Source organism: Comamonas sp. JNW (assembly GCF_003105075.1).
Taxonomy (GTDB): Bacteria; Pseudomonadota; Gammaproteobacteria; order Burkholderiales; family Burkholderiaceae_C; genus Comamonas; species Comamonas squillarum.
Genome location: NZ_QETI01000013.1, coordinates 98,351 through 117,879 on the forward strand (window position 1 = coordinate 98,351; position 19,529 = coordinate 117,879).

Below are 19,529 nucleotides of genomic sequence, written 5' to 3' on the forward strand. Positions count from 1 at the left end.
CCCCCTTGAAGATGGCTTCAAGGCGCAGGCATAATGGACACAGTTTAAAAAATTGGGGTTAGATTATGCTGGACCGAGATGGCTTTAGGCCAAACGTCGGCATCATCCTGCTCAACCAGCGCAATCAGGTGTTTTGGGGCAAGCGCATCCGCACCCATAGCTGGCAGTTTCCGCAGGGTGGTATTGACCGTGGAGAAACCCCCGAGCAGGCGATGTTTCGAGAGCTGCATGAGGAAGTGGGCTTGCGACCGGAGCATGTACGTATTGTGGCTAGAACGCGGGATTGGCTACGGTACGAGGTGCCCGAACGCTTCATCCGCCGCGATGCCAGGGGCTATTATCGCGGACAAAAGCAGATTTGGTTTTTGCTCCAGTTAACAGGCCACGACTGGGACCTGAATCTGCGCGCCACCAACCACCCGGAGTTTGATGCATGGCGCTGGAATGACTACTGGGTGCCGCTCGATGTGGTGGTGGAATTCAAGCGCGGCGTCTACGAAATGGCCTTGACCGAGCTGTCGCGTTTTGTGCCACGCAACGATCCGCGTAACCGCTATTTGCGCAGTAATGCGCGTGCGCGCGATGGTGAGCCGCATGAGCCAGACCCGGCGCTGACCGAGACCTTGCAGGTGTCGGTGACGACCACCACGGTGGTGAGCTACCACTCTCCGCTGCGCATGATGCAGGAGATGGAGATGCCGCCCGGCGCCAGCTTTGACCCGGACCCGGGCAATGCCGGGCGTGACCCGCAGCAAAACGGCTGACAATGGCTGACGGCTGACCGGTGGCTACATGCAAAAAGCGTCCCGAGGGACGCTTTTTTGTGCTTGCACGGCGCTCGTGTGATCCGCCGCCGCAGGCCCTGTCGGGCCAAACAGGCCAAACGGGCTTAGCGGGCCCCGATCAATGCCCCGTCAATACCATGTTGTCACGGTGCAGCATCTCGGGCTCACCGGTGTAGCCCAGCAGTTGCTCAAATTCTGACGATGGCTTGCGGCACAGGCGCCGCGCCTCGGCGCTGCTGTAGTTGGCCAGGCCGCGTGCCAGCTCCACGCCTTGCGGGTCGCGCACGCCAATCACCTCGCCGCGCGAGAACTCACCATGCACGCTCACCATGCCGATGGGCAGCAAGCTCTTGCCGTCGCTGCGCAGCTTCAGGGCAGCGCCTTCGTCCACCGTCACATAGCCATGCATCTGCAGGTGGTCCATCATCCACTGCTTGCGCGCCTGGTTCTTGTGGGTATCGGCGACCAGCAAGGTGCCGATGGCCTCACCTGCGGCCAGGCGCAGCAGCACATTCTGCTCGCGCCCCCAGGCAATCACCGTGGATGCGCCCGAGCCAGCCGCGCGCTTGGCGGCCAGGATCTTGGTGAGCATGCCGCCCTTGCCAATACCGGAGCCGGCACCACCGGCCATCGCTTCGAGCTTCAGGTCACCCGCTTGCGCCTCGTGCACAAATTGGGCGTCCGGGTTCTTGCGGGGATCGGCGGTGTAGAGGCCCTTCTGGTCCGTCAGAATCACCAGCGCGTCGGCCTCGACCAGGTTGGCCACCAGCGCACCCAGGGTGTCGTTGTCGCCAAACTTGATTTCGTCGTTGACCACCGTGTCGTTTTCGTTGATGACCGGCACCACCCCCAGCTGCAGCAAGGTCAGCAAGGTGACGCGGGCATTGAGGTAGCGCTCGCGGTCGGCCAGGTCGGCATGGGTCAGCAGCACCTGGGCGCTGCCCAGGTTTTGCTCGCGCAGCTTGGTCTCGTACATCTGCACCAGGCCCATCTGGCCGACAGCCGCTGCCGCCTGCAGCTCATGGATCTCCTTGGGACGCTGCTGCCAGCCCAGGCGCTTCATGCCCTCGGCCACCGCGCCGCTGGAGACCATGATCACTTCGCGCTTGGCCCCGCCCTCGCCATGCACCAGCGCGGCGAGCTGGCGGCTCCATTCGGTGATGGCGCCTTCATCGAGGCCCTTGCCTTCGTTGGTGACCAGACTGGAGCCGACTTTGACGACGATGCGACGTGCGTCGCGCAGAACATTCGATGCCATTTTTGCTTTTTCCGGCATTGCGCCCGCCTGGCAAGCGCAAGCAGCTATCCAACAATGAGAAATCTAGGGTGCAAGGGTTGCCACTCAGTCCGGCGACGAAAAGCGCGGGTCGTCCGAGAAGTCGGGCGCATCCTGCTCGGCGCCTGCCGCAAAGCGCGGATCGACCTCTTGGGGCTCCTGCTCGGCCTTTTGCATCTTGTGCACGAACTGGAAGATCTCCTTGATCAGCGGCTCGCAGCCCTCGCGGGTCAGCGCCGAGATCTCGTAGACCGGGCCCTTCCACTTGTAGCGCTTGACAAAATCCTTGACCTTGGCGACCCGCTCGTCGCCGGGCACCATGTCCAGCTTGTTGAGCACCAGCCAGCGCGGCTTGTTGTAGAGCTCCTCGTCGTACTTCTTGAGCTCGCCGACAATCGCCTTGGCCTGCGCGACAGGGTCCACGCCCTCGTCAAACGGTGCCAGATCCACAATATGCAGCAGCAAGCGCGTGCGCTGCAGGTGGCGCAGGAACTGGTGGCCCAGGCCGGCACCGTCCGAGGCGCCTTCGATGAGGCCAGGAATGTCGGCCACCACAAAGCTCTTTTCCGGCCCCACGCGCACCACGCCCAGGTTCGGGTGCAAGGTGGTGAAGGGGTAGTCGGCAATCTTGGGGCGGGCGTTGGAGACCGCCGAGATAAAGGTCGACTTGCCGGCATTGGGCATGCCCAGCAGGCCCACATCGGCCAGCACCTTGAGCTCCAGCTTCAGGTTGCGGCGCTCGCCTTTCCAGCCCGGGGTCTTCTGGCGCGGCGCACGGTTGATTGCGCTCTTGAAACGCAGGTTGCCAAAACCGCCGTCACCGCCCTTGGCGATGGTGATGACCTCGCCCGGGTTGAGCAGCTCAAACAGCACTTCGCCCGTTTGCGCATCGGTGATGATCGTGCCCACCGGCATGTGCAAGGTGATGTCCTTGCCCGCGCTGCCGAACATGTCCGATCCCTTGCCGTGCTCACCGCGCTCGGCCTCGTGGCGGCGCGAGTAGCGGTAATCGATCAGGGTGTTGAGGTTGACATCGGCCAGCGCGTACACATGGCCGCCGCGGCCGCCGTCGCCGCCATCGGGGCCACCGAATTCCTTGTACTTTTCATGGCGGAACGACACACAGCCATTGCCACCATCGCCAGCTGCAATGTCAATAAACGCTTCATCTACGAATTTCATGGTCGTTATCCACCCGCCCTGGTACAGGAATTACGGGAATTGTTCTGCTGCATACCGATACATGCAGCCTTGCCAAAACCGCTATTGTCGCACCGAGGCGCCAGGCGGTCCGGCCCAAAAACACCAAAGCCCCGACTGCGCGGGGCTTTGGACAAGGCCAATGAAGGCCTTCAAGACACTTGTCTTGTCTTAAGCAGCCTTGGTGATGCTCACCGTGTGCTTGGACAAAGCGCCCTTGGTTTCGAACGACACGTGGCCGTCCACCAGAGCAAACAAGGTGTGGTCCTTGCCCACGCCGACATTGGTGCCGGGGTGGAACTTGGTGCCGCGTTGACGCACGATGATCGAACCGGCGCTGATCAATTGACCACCGAAAGCCTTCACACCCAGCATCTTTGGCTTGGAATCACGTCCGTTGCGCGTAGAGCCGCCGCCTTTTTTCTGTGCCATGAGATATAGCTCCTGTTAAGCTGCAATCGCACCGATTTGCAGCTCAGTGAACTGCTGGCGATGGCCTTGGCGCTTTTGATAGTGCTTACGACGACGCATCTTGAAAATGCGCACCTTGTCGTGCTTGCCGTGGGCTACTACCGTAACCGTCACAGTTGCTCCGGACACCAAGGGCGTACCAACCTTCAACTCTGCGCCGTCGCCGACTGCCAGAACCTGGTCGATCACGATTTCTTGGCCTACGTCCGCAGCGATCTGTTCTACCTTGATTTTTTCGCCGGAAGCAACACGATACTGTTTGCCACCGGTTTTTATGACCGCGTACATAAGAACCTCTAAAAAGGGGATAGCTTGCAAAGAAATTTCGCAAGAGCCGAAGATTGTAGCACGGGGTCTGAAAAGACGCAAACCCTGCACGCTTTTGCACCACAACCGGGCCAGAAAGCGCATCCCCGAGACGGACAACCGGGCATGTCTGCAAGTGGCGCTGCTCTCGTTTCTATAATGCGATATCCATAAAATGCCGAGATAGCCGCCTTGTCCGAGTCCAACACTCCCAACCCGTCCAACCCCTTGAGCCTCGTCGCCGGAGATATGCGGCAGGTGGATGCCGTGATTGCCAGGCGCCTGAGCTCCTCCGTTCCACTGATCGGCGAGGTATCGCACTACATCATCTCGGCGGGCGGCAAGCGCCTGCGCCCGGCACTGCTGCTGCTGGTGGCCGGCGCGCTGGAGTACCGGGGCGAGCAGCATTTCAACCTGGCGGCGGTGGTCGAGTTCATCCACACCGCCACCTTGCTGCACGACGATGTGGTGGACGAGTCCACGATGCGGCGCGGCAAACCTACCGCCAACGAGAGCTTTGGCAATGCCGCCAGTGTGCTCGTCGGTGATTTTCTGCACTCACGCGCCTTCCAGATGATGGTTGATGCCGACAGCATGCGCGTCATGCAGATCCTGTCGGAGGCGACCAACATCATTGCCGAGGGCGAGGTGCAGCAGCTGATCAACACCCACAATGTCGATCTCGACGAGGCTGGCTACCTCTCCGTCATCCGCTCCAAAACCGCCAAGCTCTTCGAGGCCAGCGCCCGCCTTGCTGCCGTGCTGACGGACGCACCCGCAGCGCTGGAGGAGGCCTGCGCCAACTATGGCCGCTCGCTGGGCACGGCCTTCCAGGTGATTGACGACGCACTGGACTATGACGGCGACACTACCGTAATGGGCAAGAATATTGGCGATGATTTGCGCGAAGGCAAGGTCACCCTGCCCCTGATCATTGCCATGCAGCGCGCCAGCGCCGATGATAGGCAGATGATTGTCAGCGCGATTGAGCAGGGCTCCACCCCGCATATGACCCATATCGTGCAGGTCGTCAAGGACACCGGCTCGCTGCAAGCCACGCGGGCAGCGGCTGCGCTGCAGGCCCAGGAGGCCATCGACTGTCTGGCTTTATTGCCCAGCAATGCCTACACCCAGGCACTGACCACACTGGCCTCGCAGTTGCTGGACCGCCGAGAGTAAGCACCAAGGCGAGTGCACATGGGCCAAGGGTACCGTGCAGACTGTCGCAGATCCACTGCAGTGGCGCGGCCTGCAGGGTGCATTTCTTTGTTAAATCTCCGAACAACTGCTACAGTTTGCCGGATTACGCAGCGAGGCTATCGACGATAGGCGTCTTCCCTTTACATGCCTGACATCAACACCCCCCCCAAAGCCGTCGCCCTCCCCGGCATTGCCAGAGCGCTGGTAGCCAGTGGAAAGCTTCCTGTTGCCAAGGCGGAGGCCTTGTACGCCACCAGTCTCAAAAGCAAGAACAGCTTCATTGGAGAGCTGGTGGCCAGTGGTGCCGTCTCCGGCAGCGATGTAGCCAGCATCATCTCGACGGTCTATGGCGCGCCGCTGGTCGACCTCGATGCTATCGATTTGACCCGGCTGGCAACAGGTTTGCTTGATCCCAAACTGGCGCTCAGCAATAAGATCATTCCCCTGGCCAAACGCGGCAACCGGCTGATCGTCGTTACCGCCGACCCGACCGACCACTCGGTGGCCGAGCAGATCAAGTTCTCCACCCAGCTGAGCGTGGACTGGGTGATTGCAGAACATTCCAAGCTGGTCAAGGCGCTGGAGTCTGTTGCGAAAAAGGGCGGCGACAACATCCAGGACATGATCACCGGCGATGTCAACCTCAATGAATTCGAGATTGATGATGAGTCGGTAAACACCGACACCGCGAGCAATGACGGAGATGAGGTCGAAGATGCGCCCATCGTCAAGTTTTTGCAGAAGATGCTGATCGATGCCTTCAATATGCGTGCATCGGACTTGCATTTCGAACCCTATGAGCACCAGTACCGCATCCGCTTTCGCATCGATGGAGAGCTGCGCGAAATCGCTTCGCCGCCCCCGGGCATCAAGGACAAGCTGGCATCGCGGATCAAGGTGATCTCGCGCCTGGATATCTCGGAAAAGCGCGTGCCGCAGGACGGCCGCATGAAGCTCAAGATCGGCGCGGATCGGGTGATCGATTTCCGGGTCAGCACCTTGCCCACCTTGTTTGGCGAAAAGATCGTGATCCGTATTCTCGATCCGAGCAGCGCCAAGCTGGGCATTGATGCACTGGGCTATGAGCCCGAAGAGAAGGAGCGCCTGCTCAGCGCCATCAAGCGCCCTTACGGCATGATTCTGGTCACGGGGCCCACGGGTTCGGGCAAGACCGTGTCGCTCTACACCTGCCTGAATATTCTCAATACGCCAGCGGTCAATATAGCGACTGCCGAAGACCCGTCGGAAATCAACCTGCCCGGGGTCAACCAGGTCAATGTCAATGAAAAGGCCGGTCTGACCTTTGCGACCGCGCTCAAGTCCTTTCTGCGCCAGGATCCCGACATCATCATGGTCGGTGAAATCCGTGACCTCGAGACGGCCGACATCGCCATCAAGGCGGCGCAGACCGGTCACTTGGTGCTGTCGACCCTGCACACCAACGACGCCCCCACCACCTTGACGCGTATGCGCAATATGGGGATCGCGCCCTTCAATATCGCGTCGAGCGTGATCTTGATCACCGCGCAGCGCCTGGCACGCAAGCTCTGCCCGATCTGCAAGCGCCCCACCGAAATCCCCCATGAAGCGCTGCTGGAAGCGGGCTTCAAGGAAGAGGACCTGGATGGCACCTGGATGCCCTACGAGCCCGTTGGCTGCGACGCCTGCAACAATGGCTACAAGGGCCGCCTGGGCATCTACCAGGTGATGCCCATCTCCGAAGAAACACAGCGCATCATCTTGCGCGATGGCAGCGCACTGGAAATCGCCGAGCAAGCCGACATAGAAAATGTCCGCTCCTTGCGCACGTCAGGCCTGCACAAAGTCAAAAAGGGACTGACCTCACTCGAAGAGGTCTTAGCCGTCACCAACGAATAAAGCAATGAGGGCAGGGATAAATGGCAACCACAGTCAACAAGAAAACATCGAACGAAGCCGTTTATGAGTGGGAAGGCAAGGACCGCAACGGCAAGATCGTGCGCGGCGAGTCCCGCGCGGGTGGAGAAAACCAGGTCATCGCGTCGCTGCGCCGGCAGGGCATTTTGCCGTCCAAGATCAAAAAGCGCCGCATGCGCTCGGGCAAGCGCATCAAGCCCAAGGACATCGCCTTGTTCACGCGCCAGCTGGCCACGATGATGAAGGCCGGTGTGCCTTTGCTGCAGGCTTTTGACATTGTCGGCCGGGGCAGCACCAACCCCAGCGTGACCAAGCTGCTCAACGATGTACGCAGCGATGTGGAGTCGGGCTCGTCACTGAGCACCGCCTTTCGCCGCCATCCGATGTACTTCAATGCGCTGTATTGCAACCTCGTCGAGGCCGGTGAGGCAGCCGGTATTTTGGAAGGCCTGCTCGACCGCTTGGCCACCTACATGGAAAAGACCGAGGCCATCAAGAGCAAGATCCGCTCGGCCCTGATGTACCCGACTTCGGTGATCATCGTCGCCTTTGTCGTGGTGGCCATCATCATGATCTTTGTGATTCCGGCGTTCAAAGAGGTTTTCACGTCGTTTGGCGCCGACCTGCCCGGCCCCACCTTGATCGTGATGGCCATCAGTGATTTCTTTGTCAGTTACTGGTACCTGATCTTTTTTGGCATTGGCGGCAGCATCTACTTCTTTTTGCAGGCCTGGAAGCGCAGCGAGAAAATGCAGCGCACCATGGACCGCTGGCTGCTGAAGGTGCCGATCTTTGGCCCCTTGATTGAAAAATCCTGCGTGGCACGCTGGACGCGCACCTTGTCGACCATGTTTGCAGCTGGTGTTCCCCTGGTCGAAGCGCTGGACTCGGTCGGTGGCGCCTCCGGCAATGCCGTGTTTGCGGTGGCAACCGAGAAGATCCAGGCGCAGGTCTCTACCGGCACCAGCCTCACAGTCGCCATGTCGGATGCCCATGTGTTCCCCTCGATGGTGCTGCAGATGTGCGCGATCGGTGAGGAATCCGGCTCCATCGACCATATGCTGGGCAAAGCGGCAGACTTTTACGAAGCCGAGGTGGACGAGGCCGTTGCCGGCCTGTCCAGCCTGATGGAGCCCATCATCATCGTGTTTCTGGGCACGATCATCGGCGGCATTGTGGTGTCGATGTACCTGCCGATCTTCAAGCTGGGCCAGGTGGTGTAAGCATGTCAGAAGCGCAATTGAACACAGGGCTGTTTGCCCTGCTGGGCCTGCTGGTGGGCAGCTTTTTGAATGTGGTGGTGCACCGCCTGCCGCTGATGCTGGAGCGCCAATGGCGGCGTGATGCCCAGGACATGCTGGCAGCTACGGACAGTACCCAAGCACCGCAGGCAGCGCCTGCGGTGGAAACCAAAACAGACCGCTTTAACCTCTGGACCCCCGCCTCACGCTGCCCCCATTGCAGCCACCAGATCCGCTGGTACGAGAACGTGCCCGTGGTCAGCTGGCTTTTTCTGAAGGGGCGCTGCAGCCAGTGCAAAGCGCGTATTTCTGCCCGCTACCCCGTCGTAGAAATCGCCAACAGCCTGCTCTGGGCCTACTGCATCCACCGCTGGGGCCTGGGCGCCACGGGCCTGGCCTGGTGCTTTTTTGCATCGGTGCTGCTGACTGCGGCGCTGATCGACTGGGACACGACCCTGCTGCCCGATGACCTGACCTTGCCGCTGCTCTGGGCAGGCTTGCTGGCCAGTGCGATGGGCTGGATCGATGTGCCGCTCAAGGACTCGCTGTTTGGTGCCGCCATTGGCTACCTGGCGCTCTGGCTCATTTACTGGGCCTTCAAGCTGCTGACCGGCAAGGAAGGCATGGGCTATGGTGATTTCAAGCTACTGGCTGCGCTGGGCGCCTGGTTTGGCTGGCAAGCGCTGATACCTATTGCACTGTTTTCGTCGGTGGTGGGCGCGGTGATCGGCATTGCCATGAAGATCTTTTCCAACCTGCGCGAAGGCGGCTATATCCCCTTTGGCCCCTTTCTCGCAGGTGCCGGCTTCTTGGTCATGTGGTTCGGCACCGGTATCGTCGACCGCCTGTTGCAACCCTGATATGCGGCCGCGCATTGGCATCACCGGGGGCATTGGCAGCGGCAAAAGCACCGTCGCCCAGGGCTTTGCCCAATGGGGCTGCCATGTGATCGATGCCGACCGCATTGCCCGCGAGCTCACGCTGCCGGGCGGCGCGGCCATCGCCCCGATTGCGGCGCAGATGGGTGCCCACTTTGTCGATGCGGACGGTGCGCTCGACCGCGCACAGATGCGCGAAGCCGCCTTTCGCGATCCCGCCTACAAGGCACTGCTCGAAGCGATCTTGCACCCCTTGATCCGCCAACAGATTGACCAGCAGTACCAGCATGCCTGCAGCGCCACCAATGCGCCCCTGGTAATCTTCGATATCCCGCTGCTGGCCGAGTCCAGCCAGTGGAGCCCACGCCTGGACCAGGTGATCGTGGTCGATTGCCTGGAGAGCACGCAAATAGCCCGCGTGCAGCAGCGAAACCAGCTGGCCGCGTCAGCGATCGAGGCCATCATGGCCCAGCAAGCGAGCCGGCTGCAGCGCCTGCGCAAGGCCGATTGGGTGCTGTGGAATGAAACGCTGTCGTTACAAGCGCTAGGCGAGGCCGTATTCGACCTATACAATGAATTGATAGCGAACTACCGCCCTCTGCAGCCCGACTGATCCGTGATAATTTACGAGTACCCCTTCAACGAACGTGTGCGAGCCTATCTCCGCCTGGAGTACCTGCTGCGCCGGCTTGACGTACTCCTGCAGCGCGACACGGACATCGACCACCATTTCGCCATCACCACCTTGTTCGAGGTGATGGATGTGGCCTCCCGCAGCGACCTCAAGACCGACCTGCTCAAGGACCTCGAACGCCAGCGCCAGCAGTTCAATGCCTACCGCGACAACCCGATGATCGCCGTGGACATGCTCGACAAGGTGATTGGCCAGATCGACGCTGCCCACAGCGAGTTGCGGGCCCAGAACGGCAAGCCCAGCCAGCTGCTGATCGAGAACGAGTGGCTGATGGCCATCCGTAACCGCACCGGCATCCCTGGCGGCACCTGCACCTTTGACCTGCCCAGCTACCACGCCTGGCTGCATGCCGACAGCAACAGCCGCCGCACCGATCTGCAGGGCTGGACGGCCTGTTTTGCGCCGCTGGCCAGCGCCCTCATCTTGCTGCTGCGGCTCTTTCGGGATGCGGGTGCGCCGCAGCGCATTGCAACCGTGCGCGGCCAGTTCCAGCAGAACCTGCCCCAGGGCCGCATCTACCAGCTGCTGCGCCTCAAGATCGACCCCAGCTCCAGCCTCGTGCCCGAGATCAGCGGCAACCGCCTGATGATCTCGATACGCATGCTGCAAAAGACCGACAGCGGGCAGCTGGCGTTGACCACACAGGATGGCCAGTACGAGATGGTGCTCTGCGCCTGAAGACCGCGTAGCCATCGCGCCAGCCCGCAGGCACCCTACAATGCCTGCATGAGTTCTTCCGCAGACAACGCACTCCCCAGCATCCAGTGTCCCCAGTGTGGCGGCCCTTCCAGCTTTGCACGCAGCAACCGGTTTCGCCCTTTTTGCAGCGAGCGCTGCAAGCTCATTGACCTGGGCGCCTGGGGCAATGAGGATTTTCGGGTGCCCGCCCAATCGCCACCGCTGGACCAGCCCTACGGTGATCCCCGGCTGGAAGACTGAGCCCCCCGACGTTTAGCAACCGCAGCACTTGGCGGTGCTGCCGTTGCTTATTTCACTGCAGCTTGCGCCGCCTGCACATAGGCGTCCGCATCAAAAGGCAGCCCACGCTCCTCGCTCAGCCATTGCAGCACCGGGAAGGAGCCTTCCAGCACCGGGCTCACCGTTAGCGGCAACTGCTGCCAGGACATCTGCTGGCCTTCACGCATCTCAAAATCACCCGACCACTGCGTCACCTTGCACCAGTGCAAGCGCACCAGCGCATGGCTGTAGTCGTGCTCGGTCACCTTCCAGGCGATGCAGTTGTCGATGCGGATGCCCAGCTCCTCGACCAGCTCACGGCGCAGCGCCTCTTCGACGGTCTCGCCCGCTTCGAGCTTGCCGCCGGGAAACTCCCACCAGCCCGCGCGGGGCTTGCCCAGGGGGCGGCTGGTTATCAGCAGGGCATTGTCACTTTCGCGGATCAGCACGCCCACAGCCACTTCGGTGTGGCTGCGGGTCTCGGTGGTATCAGTCTGGCTCATAGGTCTTCATGGGCTGCCAGCACAGCAGCCCGGTATATTCAATCCTGGGCCTCTTCGCCCAGGTCGGCCACATCGGCAATTTTCTGGCGACCTTGCACCTCGCGGTGGCTGCGGCCAGCCCAGTCACGGGCAAACTGGTGGGCCACCCGGCCGCTGCGCGAGCCGCGCTCCAGCGCCCAGACCAGGGCCTCGGGCCGGGCAGCCTCGATATCCGCCTCCGCCACACCCAGCGCTGAGAGCCACTGGCCCACTACGCGCAGGTACTCGTCCTGGCTGAACGGGTAGAAACTCACCCACAGGCCAAAACGCTCGGACAGCGAAATCTTCTCTTCCACCACTTCGCCGGGGTGGATCTCGCCGTTCTCGCCCTTTTGCTGGGCCAGGTTGTCGGTCATGTACTCGGGCAGCAGATGGCGCCGGTTGCTGGTCGCATAGACCAGCACATTCGGTGTGGCCGCAGAGACCGAGCCATCCAGGATCGACTTCATCGCCTTGTAGCCGGGCTCGCCCTCTTCAAAACTCAGGTCATCGCAGTAGATGATGAATTTCTCGGGCCGGCCAGCGACCACATCGACGATATCAGGCAGGTCGGTGAGATCGGCCTTGTCCACCTCGATGAGGCGCAGGCCCTGGGGCGCATAGGCATGCAGGCAGGCGCGGATCAGGGACGACTTGCCAGTACCGCGCGCGCCCGTCAGCAGCACATTGTTGGCGGTGCTGCCTTGCACAAACTGCTCGGTGTTGCGCGCAATCTTCTCTTTTTGCCCGTCGATGTTCTGCAGGTCGGACAAGGACATCGCCCCGACATGGCGCACCGGCTCCAGCACGCCACAGCCATTGGCCCGCTTGCGGTAGCGCCAGGCAATGGCATCACTCCAGTCGGCCGGCGCCTGCAGCGCCTGGGGCAGGACGGACTCGATGCGCTGCATCAGCTGCTCGGCGCGCTGCACCAGGCGCTCAAGCGGGGAGAGGGAAGAGTGGGAAGACTCGGTCATGGTATCCAGACGCACAGGGTTGGGATGCCAGCGGGGCCGGACCCCGCCCTGCTTGGGGGCAGTCCAGCGCGCTGGCCAAGCGGTATCAGGAGCGGTAGTCCGCGTTGATGCTCACATAGTCGTGGCTCAGGTCGCAGGTCCACAGCTGGGTGGATGCGTTGCCACGGCCCAGCTGCACGCGCACCACAATCTCCTGCTGCTTCATCACGCGCTGGCCATCGGCCTCCTGGTAGGCCGGGTTGCGGCCGCCCTGGGTGGCCACATGCACATCGTCCAGGTACAGCTCGATCTGGGTCTGGTCCAGGTCCTCGATACCGGCATAGCCCACAGCAGCCAGAATGCGTCCCAGGTTGGGGTCGCTAGCAAAGAAAGCCGTTTTGACCAGCGGCGAATGCGCAATCGCATAGGCCACCAGGCGGCATTCTTCTTCGGTACGGCCTTGCTCGACCTCGATCTGGATGAACTTGGTGGCGCCTTCGCCGTCGCGCACAATCGCTTGCGCCAGCTTTTGTGCCACTTCGCGCAGCGCAGCCATCAAGGCTTGGCCATCGGTGGTGTTCCAGTCGCTGATCGGGGCATTGCCGGCCTGGTTGGTAGCGACCACGACAAAGGAGTCATTGGTCGAGGTGTCACCATCGATGGTGATGCGGTTGAACGACTGGTCGGCCAGGGTTTTGGCCAGCGCCGGCATCAGCTCGGGGCTGATGGCTGCGTCGGTGCCCAGAAAACTCAGCATGGTCGCCATATTGGGGCGAATCATGCCCGCGCCCTTGCTGATGCCGGTGATCTGCACCGTCTTGCCGCCCACGGTGGCCGAGGCGGAAAACGCCTTGGGCAAGGTGTCGGTGGTCATGATGCCTTCAGCGGCCTTGGCCCAGTGGCCCGGCTGCGCATCGGCAATGGCGGCAGGCAGGCCCGCAGTGATGCGGTCCACTGGCAGCGGCTCCATGATCACGCCGGTCGAGAACGGCAGCACTTGCTGGGCATCGATCTTCAAGAGGCCTGCCAGCGCATCGCAGGTGGCGTGGGCACGGGCCAGGCCATCGGCGCCGGTGCCGGCATTGGCATTGCCGGTGTTGATGACGATGGCGCGTATCGACTGGCTGTGGCTGGCCAGGTGTTCACGGCAGATCTGCACCGGCGCGGCACAAAAGCGGTTCTTGGTGAACACGCCAGCGACATGGCTGCCCTCGTCCAGCAAGAACACCGTCACATCCTTGCGGTTGGCCTTGCGCACGCCGGCCTCCGTCACACCAATGCGAATACCGGCGACAGGAGCCAGGTCCTGCGCTATTGGGGCTTTCAAATTGACGGGCATATCAGTCTTTTCCTTGAAACCATGAAAAAAACGGGCGATGAACCAGTCAAAGCCCGTTGTGGTGAAGCAATCCGGTAATTTATGCGAGTTTACCGTGGCAGAGCTTGTATTTCTTGCCACTGCCGCATGGGCATGGATCATTGCGGGCCACACGCACGCCTTCAGGCAGCGCCAGCGGCTCGCTGGACTCGGCGTCGCCCGACTCGTCGGGGCCGCTGTAGGTCACATGGGCCGTGCGGTCGTTGCTTTGCTCCAGCTGCTCGGTCGCTTCATCGAGCTGCTCAGGCGAGCGGATCTGCACCGACATCATCACGCGGGTGACCTGGGTCTTGACTTGGTCGATCAGCTGGCTGAACAGCTCGAAAGCCTCGCGCTTGTATTCCTGCTTGGGCTGCTTTTGGGCGTAGCCGCGCAGGTGGATGCCCTGGCGCAGGTAGTCCAAGGCGGCCAGGTGGTCGCGCCAGCTGGAATCCAGGGTCTGCAGCAGCACCGCACGCATGAACTGCATGAAGTTCTCCTTGCCCGCCTGCTCCAGCTTGTCATTGAAGAGGCGTGCGCCTTCGGCAACGACCTTCTCTTCGATTTCCTCGTCGGAGATCGATTCCGCGCCATCGAGCAGCTGCTGCAGTGGCAGGTCGATGTGCCATTCCTCGCGCAGCACCTTCTCCAGACCGGCCAGATCCCACTGCTCTTCCATGGACTGCTCGGGTACATACTGGCGCACGATATCGGCCAGCGCGCTGTCACGCATGCCGTCGATCATCGGAGCCAGGTCGACCGCATCCAGAATCTCGTTGCGCTGCTGGTAGATGACCTTGCGCTGGTCATTGGCGACGTCGTCGTACTCGAGCAATTGCTTGCGCATGTCAAAGTTGCGCGCTTCCACCTTGCGCTGCGCGCTTTCGATGGAACGGGTCACAATGCCCGCTTCAATGGCTTCGCCATCGGGCATCTTCAGGCGCTCCATGATGGCCTTGACACGGTCGCCCGCGAAAATGCGCATCAGCTGGTCGTCCAGCGACAGGTAGAAACGCGAGGAGCCACGGTCACCCTGGCGGCCGGCACGGCCACGCAGCTGGTTGTCGATACGGCGCGATTCATGGCGCTCGGTCGCGATGATGCGCAGGCCGCCCAGCTCGGTCACCTTGTCGTGCTCGATCTTCCACTCGGCGCGCAAGGCTTCGACCTTGTTGCGGCGCTCCGTCTCGGACAGCGACTCGTCGGCCTCGATGGCGGAAATCTGCTTTTCGATATTGCCGCCCAGCACGATGTCGGTACCGCGGCCTGCCATGTTGGTCGCGATGGTGATGACGCCGGGGCGCCCCGCCTGGGCAATGATGTCTGCCTCGCGCTCATGCTGCTTGGCGTTGAGCACCTGGTGGGGCAGGTTCTCTTTCTTCAGCATCTCGTCGATGATTTCCGAGTTCTCGATCGAGGTCGTGCCCACCAGCACGGGCTGGCCGCGCTCGTAGCACTCCCGGATATCGCTGATCGCCGCCGCATACTTCTCGGGCGTGGTCTTGTAGACGCGGTCCAGCTGGTCATCGCGCTTGCTGGGGCGGTTGGGCGGGATCACCACGGTTTCCAGACCGTAGATTTCCTGGAACTCATAGGCCTCGGTGTCAGCAGTACCGGTCATGCCGCCCAGCTTGTTGTACAGGCGGAAATAGTTCTGGAAGGTGATCGATGCCAGGGTCTGGTTCTCGGCCTGGATTTCCACGCCTTCCTTGGCTTCAACGGCCTGGTGCAGACCTTCGCTCCAGCGGCGGCCCGACATCAGGCGGCCGGTGAACTCATCGACAATCACGACCTCGCCGCCCTGCACCACATAGTGCTGGTCGCGGTGGTAGAGGTGCTGGGCGCGCAGTGCGGCGTACAGCTGGTGCACCAGCGTGATGTTGGCGGGATCGTAGAGCGATGCGCCTTCGGCCAGCATGCCCTTTTCAGCCAGAATGCGCTCTGCCGCTTCGTAGCCTTGCTCGGTCAGGTGGATCTGGTGGCCCTTTTCGTCGACCGTGAAGTCGCCCGGCTTGGTCACGCCCTCGCCGGTGCGGGGGTCGGCTTCGCCTTCCTGGCGCGTGAGCAGTGGCACCACTTCGCGCATCGCCAGGTAGGCGGCGGTGTGGTCTTCGGCCTGGCCGGAGATGATCAAGGGCGTGCGCGCCTCGTCGATCAGGATCGAGTCCACCTCGTCGACGATGGCGAAGTTCAGCCGGCGCTGCACGCGCTCGCTGGCATCTTGCACCATGTTGTCGCGCAGGTAGTCAAAGCCGTACTCGTTGTTCGTACCGTAGGTGATGTCGGAGTTGTAGGCGGCCTGCTTCTCATGCTTGGGCAGCTGCGACAGGTTGATACCCACCGACAGACCCAGGAAGTTGTAGAGGCGCCCCATCCAGGTCGCATCACGCGTGGCCAGGTAGTCATTGACCGTCACCACGTGCACACCATTGCCGCTCAGCGCGTTCAGGTACACGGGCAAGGTACCCGTCAAGGTCTTGCCTTCGCCGGTGCGCATTTCGGCGATCTTGCCGTAATGCAGGGCCATGCCGCCCAGCATCTGCACATCGAAGTGGCGCATCTTCATCACCCGCTTGGAGCCTTCACGCACCACGGCAAATGCCTCGGGCAGGATATTGTCCAGCGACTCTCCGCCAGCGATGCGGTTCTTGAACTCCTGCGTCTTCTCGCGCAATTGTTCGTCGCTGAGCTTTTCGTACTCCGGCTCCATCGCATTGATGCGAGCGACGACCTTGCGGTATTGCTTGAGCAGGCGATCATTGCGACTGCCAAAAATTTTGGTGAAGAAATTGGTTGCCATGCGAACAGAACCACACAACCAGGGAATGCACTTGCGTCCACCCCTGCCATGCGACCGGAATTCCTAGTGATTAGTGTTGTGTCAGATGGAGGCAATGACCCCGGCTTCAATACCGGGAACGACGCCTGCCGAATAAAACATTCTACAACCCTGAATAGAATGCGTTGTGGCAGGTGCATTGCAATGTATGGCTATCGCCCCCGGTCTGCCCCTGACACCCCTATCCAGCCATGACCCAGCCATGACCCAGCCATGACCCAGCCATGACCCAGCCATGACCCAGCCATGACCCAGCCATGACCCAGCCATGACCCAGCCATGACCCAGCCATGACCCAGCCATGATCCAGCCATGACCCAGCCATGATCCAGCCATGATCCAGCCCCAACGCCGGCATTTCGCCGTCACCGTAGAACAAGCCGCGAGCGAGGCGCCCACGTTGGCGAGCCTCGTGGCTTTGACGCGGGAGTCTTCTGCCCGCTTCAAACTGGTGGAGCCGCTGATCCCGCCAATGCTGCGCGCCTCGATCAAGCCCGGCCCGATCGACGGTGACCAGTGGTGCCTGCTGGTGGCCAACAATGCCTGCGCTGCCAAAATGAAGCAGCTGCTGCCGGCGATGGCGGCCCATCTGCGCGTCAAAGGCTACCCGACGGCAGATATTCGCCTCAAAGTACTGCGCTGAGCGACTCCACCAGCGCCGTTAAACGCCACCGGACGCAAAAAAGCCGTTCACAGCACTGGCTGGGAACGGCTTGGGAATCTGGTGCCGGTTATCGGAATCGAACTGATGACCTACCGCTTACAAGGCGGTTGCTCTACCAACTGAGCTAAACCGGCAACACTCGGCATTCTATACGGGATTGCCCGTAACAAAGCCGAATGAGGCCTATTTGACCAGTTTGAGTGAAGGCTTGCCGCCCTTGCCTGCGCGGCCGGGCGACTTGCCGTCAGGCGCCGGAGGCTCGTCGCTGGAGGTCACGACCTGCATCACCGGAGACGCAGCGTTGGCCTCGCCAGCCGGTTCACCCGCATCACCCGCGCTTTCGAGCGCAGCCATCGCGATATCGGCGTCGTCGTCGAGCAGGTCCTCAGGCGGAGGAAACCCCATGCCCTGGCCGGTTTCACGCGCAAAAATGGCGACCACGCGGCTGACGGGCACCATGATGTCGCGCGGCACACCGCCAAAACGGGCGGTGAACTCGATGTAGTCATTGCCCAGCTTGAGCGCACTCGTTGCGTCATAGCTGATGTTGAGCACAATTTCGCCGTCTTTGACAAACTCGCGCGGCACCAGCACCGTCTTGTCCACGCGAACACTCAGGTACGGGGTCAGGCCATTGTCATTGCACCACTCCACCCAGGCGCGGATCAGGTACGGCTGGGTGGATGTTGTCTGGATTTCACTCATTGGACACTTTCTTCGCGCTCCAGCGCCGCAGAGCACAGCCCTGCGGACGCTGCCCGCCCAGTGGCGGGGCTGGCGCGGTTTTTACTTGCGCATAACCTTTTCGGAAGGCGTCAGCGCCTCGATATAGGCAGGACGCGAGAAGATGCGCTCGGCATACTTGAGCAGCGGTGCTGCGTTCTTGGACAGCTCAATGCCGTAGTAATCCAGGCGCCACAGCAGCGGGGCAATGGCCACGTCCAGCATCGAGAAGTTCTCGCCCAGGATGAACTTGTTCTTCAGGAACACCGGCGCCATCTGGGTCAGGCGGTCACGGATCTGCGCGCGGGCCTTTTCCAGCGCCTTCTCGTTGCCCTTGACGGCACGCTCTTCCAAGGTGTGCACGTGCGTGAACAGCTCTTTTTCGAAGTTCAGCAGGAACAGGCGCACACGGGCGCGCTCGACGGGGTCGCCGGGCATCAGCTGTGGATGGGGGAAACGCTCGTCGATGTACTCGTTGATGATGTTCGACTCGTACAGGATCAGGTCGCGCTCGACCAGGATAGGCACCTGGCCATAGGGGTTCATCACGCTGATGTCTTCGGGCTTGTTGAACAGGTCCACATCACGGATCTCGAAATCCATCCCCTTTTCAAACAGCACAAAGCGGCAGCGGTGGGAGAAAGGGCAGGTCGTTCCCGAATAAAGCACCATCATGGTGAGAGGCTCCTCAAAATCAAAAAAGAGTGGACTGCAGTCAATGCCGCCCACTCTACACAAATCGGCTACCCCAATTCAAGCCCTGCTCACAGGGACTGAACCGGCTGCACGCAAATACGTTTACTTCACGTCTTTCCAGAACGCCGCATTCAGGCGCCAGGTGATGAAGATGAGTCCCAGCAAAAATATCAGCACCCCGACGCCGACGCGCATGCGGGTGTTCTGGCTGGGATCACCCATCCATTGTAGATAGTTCACCAAATCACCCACACTCTTATCGAAATCAGTGGAGTTCATCTTGCCCGGCGTGACCTGCTGCCAGCCGGTGAACACCTGGGTCTTGTGTCCGTGCTCCTCGACCTCTTGGTAGACCGGCACGCGCACACCTTGCAGCTCCCAGAGCACATGGGGCATGCCCACCGAGGGGAAGGCCATGTTGTTCCAGCCGGTGGCCTTGGTGTCGTCCTTGTAGAAAGTGCGCAAGAAGGTGTAGAGGTAGTCGGCACCGGTGCCCTGGTGGCTGGCACGTGAGCGCGCGACCAGGGTGAGATCTGGCGGGTTGGCGCCAAACCACTCCTTGGCCTGCTTGGGATCGATGGCCGCCTTCATGGTCTCACCCACCTTGTCGGTGGTGAACAGCAGGTTGTCCTTGATCTGCTGCTCGGTAAGACCAATGTCCTGCAAGCGGTTGTAGCGCATGAACGCGGCTGAATGGCAGCTGAGGCAATAGTTGACAAACAGCTTGGCGCCGTTTTGCAGCGAGGTGGTGTTGGTCGTGTCGGGCTTGAACTTGTCCCAGGCCACACCGCCTTCGGCCGCCTGCACGGCACCGGACCCTAAAAGCACACCCAGACCCAGGCATGCGGAGAGAATGATTTTTTTCATCG

Annotated in this window: 20 protein-coding genes and 1 tRNA gene; 9 read left to right on the forward strand and 12 right to left on the reverse strand. The window is 61.3% G+C overall.

Annotated elements, in window-relative coordinates:
- Positions 1-65 precede the first annotated feature (65 nt).
- Positions 66-764 carry an RNA pyrophosphohydrolase gene (locus tag DCO45_RS17800; protein ID WP_116927077.1) on the forward strand — a complete coding sequence of 233 codons (699 nt, stop codon included), beginning with the start codon at positions 66-68 and terminating at the stop codon, positions 762-764.
- 139 nt (positions 765-903) lie between these two features.
- On the opposite strand, the gene proB is transcribed toward DCO45_RS17800, so the two are convergent.
- The 4 genes from proB to rplU all read right to left on the reverse strand — a co-directional run bounded on the left by proB (position 904) and on the right by rplU (position 4,020).
- Positions 904-2,043, reverse strand: a complete 1,140-nt coding sequence (gene proB, locus DCO45_RS17805) for a glutamate 5-kinase (protein ID WP_116927078.1) — start codon at positions 2,041-2,043, stop codon at positions 904-906.
- A gap of 84 nt (positions 2,044-2,127) precedes the next feature.
- Entirely contained in the window at positions 2,128-3,243 is a 1,116-nt protein-coding gene (gene obgE, locus DCO45_RS17810) for an Obg family GTPase CgtA (protein WP_116927079.1), read from the reverse strand.
- Positions 3,244-3,432: 189 nt separating this feature from the next.
- A complete protein-coding gene (gene rpmA, locus DCO45_RS17815) occupies positions 3,433-3,693 on the reverse strand; it encodes a 50S ribosomal protein L27 (RefSeq protein WP_021027814.1) in 261 nt (86 codons plus the stop codon).
- Between the two features lie 15 nt (positions 3,694-3,708).
- Positions 3,709-4,020, reverse strand: a complete 312-nt coding sequence (rplU, locus tag DCO45_RS17820; protein ID WP_027011098.1) for a 50S ribosomal protein L21 — start codon at positions 4,018-4,020, stop codon at positions 3,709-3,711.
- Positions 4,021-4,287: 267 nt separating this feature from the next.
- Here rplU and DCO45_RS17825 point away from each other — a divergent pair, with 267 nt between their 5' ends.
- The 7 genes from DCO45_RS17825 to DCO45_RS17855 all read left to right on the forward strand — a co-directional run bounded on the left by DCO45_RS17825 (position 4,288) and on the right by DCO45_RS17855 (position 10,886).
- The gene (locus DCO45_RS17825) at positions 4,288-5,217 is read left to right on the forward strand and encodes a polyprenyl synthetase family protein (protein ID WP_116927080.1); all 930 of its coding nucleotides are present in this window, start codon (positions 4,288-4,290) and stop codon (positions 5,215-5,217) included.
- A 165-nt stretch (positions 5,218-5,382) separates the two neighbouring features.
- On the forward strand, positions 5,383-7,116 hold the full coding sequence (gene pilB, locus DCO45_RS17830) for a type IV-A pilus assembly ATPase PilB (RefSeq protein WP_116927081.1): 1,734 nt from the start codon (positions 5,383-5,385) through the stop codon (positions 7,114-7,116).
- A gap of 20 nt (positions 7,117-7,136) precedes the next feature.
- Positions 7,137-8,357, forward strand: a complete 1,221-nt coding sequence (locus DCO45_RS17835; protein WP_116927082.1) for a type II secretion system F family protein — start codon at positions 7,137-7,139, stop codon at positions 8,355-8,357.
- A gap of 2 nt (positions 8,358-8,359) precedes the next feature.
- Positions 8,360-9,235, forward strand: coding sequence for an A24 family peptidase (locus DCO45_RS17840; RefSeq protein ID WP_116927083.1), 876 nt, complete (start codon positions 8,360-8,362; stop codon positions 9,233-9,235).
- A 1-nt stretch (position 9,236) separates the two neighbouring features.
- On the forward strand, positions 9,237-9,866 hold the full coding sequence (gene coaE, locus DCO45_RS17845) for a dephospho-CoA kinase (RefSeq protein ID WP_116927084.1): 630 nt from the start codon (positions 9,237-9,239) through the stop codon (positions 9,864-9,866).
- A 3-nt stretch (positions 9,867-9,869) separates the two neighbouring features.
- Positions 9,870-10,625 (forward strand): cell division protein ZapD, encoded by a 756-nt coding sequence (zapD, locus tag DCO45_RS17850; protein WP_116927085.1) that lies wholly within the window; start codon positions 9,870-9,872, stop codon positions 10,623-10,625.
- Between the two features lie 48 nt (positions 10,626-10,673).
- Positions 10,674-10,886, forward strand: a complete 213-nt coding sequence (locus DCO45_RS17855; protein ID WP_116927086.1) for a DNA gyrase inhibitor YacG — start codon at positions 10,674-10,676, stop codon at positions 10,884-10,886.
- Between the two features lie 47 nt (positions 10,887-10,933).
- On the opposite strand, the gene DCO45_RS17860 is transcribed toward DCO45_RS17855, so the two are convergent.
- The 4 genes from DCO45_RS17860 to secA form a co-directional block, all read right to left on the reverse strand.
- Positions 10,934-11,407, reverse strand: a complete 474-nt coding sequence (locus DCO45_RS17860; protein ID WP_116927087.1) for an NUDIX domain-containing protein — start codon at positions 11,405-11,407, stop codon at positions 10,934-10,936.
- A gap of 38 nt (positions 11,408-11,445) precedes the next feature.
- Positions 11,446-12,402 carry an ATP-binding protein gene (locus tag DCO45_RS17865; protein WP_116927088.1) on the reverse strand — a complete coding sequence of 319 codons (957 nt, stop codon included), beginning with the start codon at positions 12,400-12,402 and terminating at the stop codon, positions 11,446-11,448.
- A gap of 85 nt (positions 12,403-12,487) precedes the next feature.
- The gene (gene argJ / locus DCO45_RS17870) at positions 12,488-13,720 is read right to left on the reverse strand and encodes a bifunctional glutamate N-acetyltransferase/amino-acid acetyltransferase ArgJ (protein ID WP_116927089.1); all 1,233 of its coding nucleotides are present in this window, start codon (positions 13,718-13,720) and stop codon (positions 12,488-12,490) included.
- 79 nt (positions 13,721-13,799) lie between these two features.
- Positions 13,800-16,538 carry a preprotein translocase subunit SecA gene (gene secA, locus DCO45_RS17875; RefSeq protein WP_116927090.1) on the reverse strand — a complete coding sequence of 913 codons (2,739 nt, stop codon included), beginning with the start codon at positions 16,536-16,538 and terminating at the stop codon, positions 13,800-13,802.
- A gap of 373 nt (positions 16,539-16,911) precedes the next feature.
- Here secA and DCO45_RS17880 point away from each other — a divergent pair, with 373 nt between their 5' ends.
- A complete protein-coding gene (locus DCO45_RS17880) occupies positions 16,912-17,220 on the forward strand; it encodes a hypothetical protein (protein ID WP_116927091.1) in 309 nt (102 codons plus the stop codon).
- Between the two features lie 79 nt (positions 17,221-17,299).
- On the opposite strand, the gene DCO45_RS17885 is transcribed toward DCO45_RS17880, so the two are convergent.
- The 4 genes from DCO45_RS17885 to DCO45_RS17900 all read right to left on the reverse strand — a co-directional run bounded on the left by DCO45_RS17885 (position 17,300) and on the right by DCO45_RS17900 (position 19,527).
- Positions 17,300-17,375, reverse strand: a tRNA-Thr gene (locus tag DCO45_RS17885).
- Between the two features lie 49 nt (positions 17,376-17,424).
- Positions 17,425-17,946: a ClpXP protease specificity-enhancing factor gene (locus tag DCO45_RS17890; protein ID WP_116927092.1), complete on the reverse strand. Its 522-nt coding sequence runs from the start codon at positions 17,944-17,946 to the stop codon at positions 17,425-17,427.
- Between the two features lie 81 nt (positions 17,947-18,027).
- On the reverse strand, positions 18,028-18,639 hold the full coding sequence (locus DCO45_RS17895; RefSeq protein WP_116927111.1) for a glutathione S-transferase N-terminal domain-containing protein: 612 nt from the start codon (positions 18,637-18,639) through the stop codon (positions 18,028-18,030).
- A gap of 123 nt (positions 18,640-18,762) precedes the next feature.
- Entirely contained in the window at positions 18,763-19,527 is a 765-nt protein-coding gene (locus tag DCO45_RS17900) for a cytochrome c1 (RefSeq protein ID WP_116927093.1), read from the reverse strand.
- Positions 19,528-19,529 lie beyond the last annotated feature (2 nt).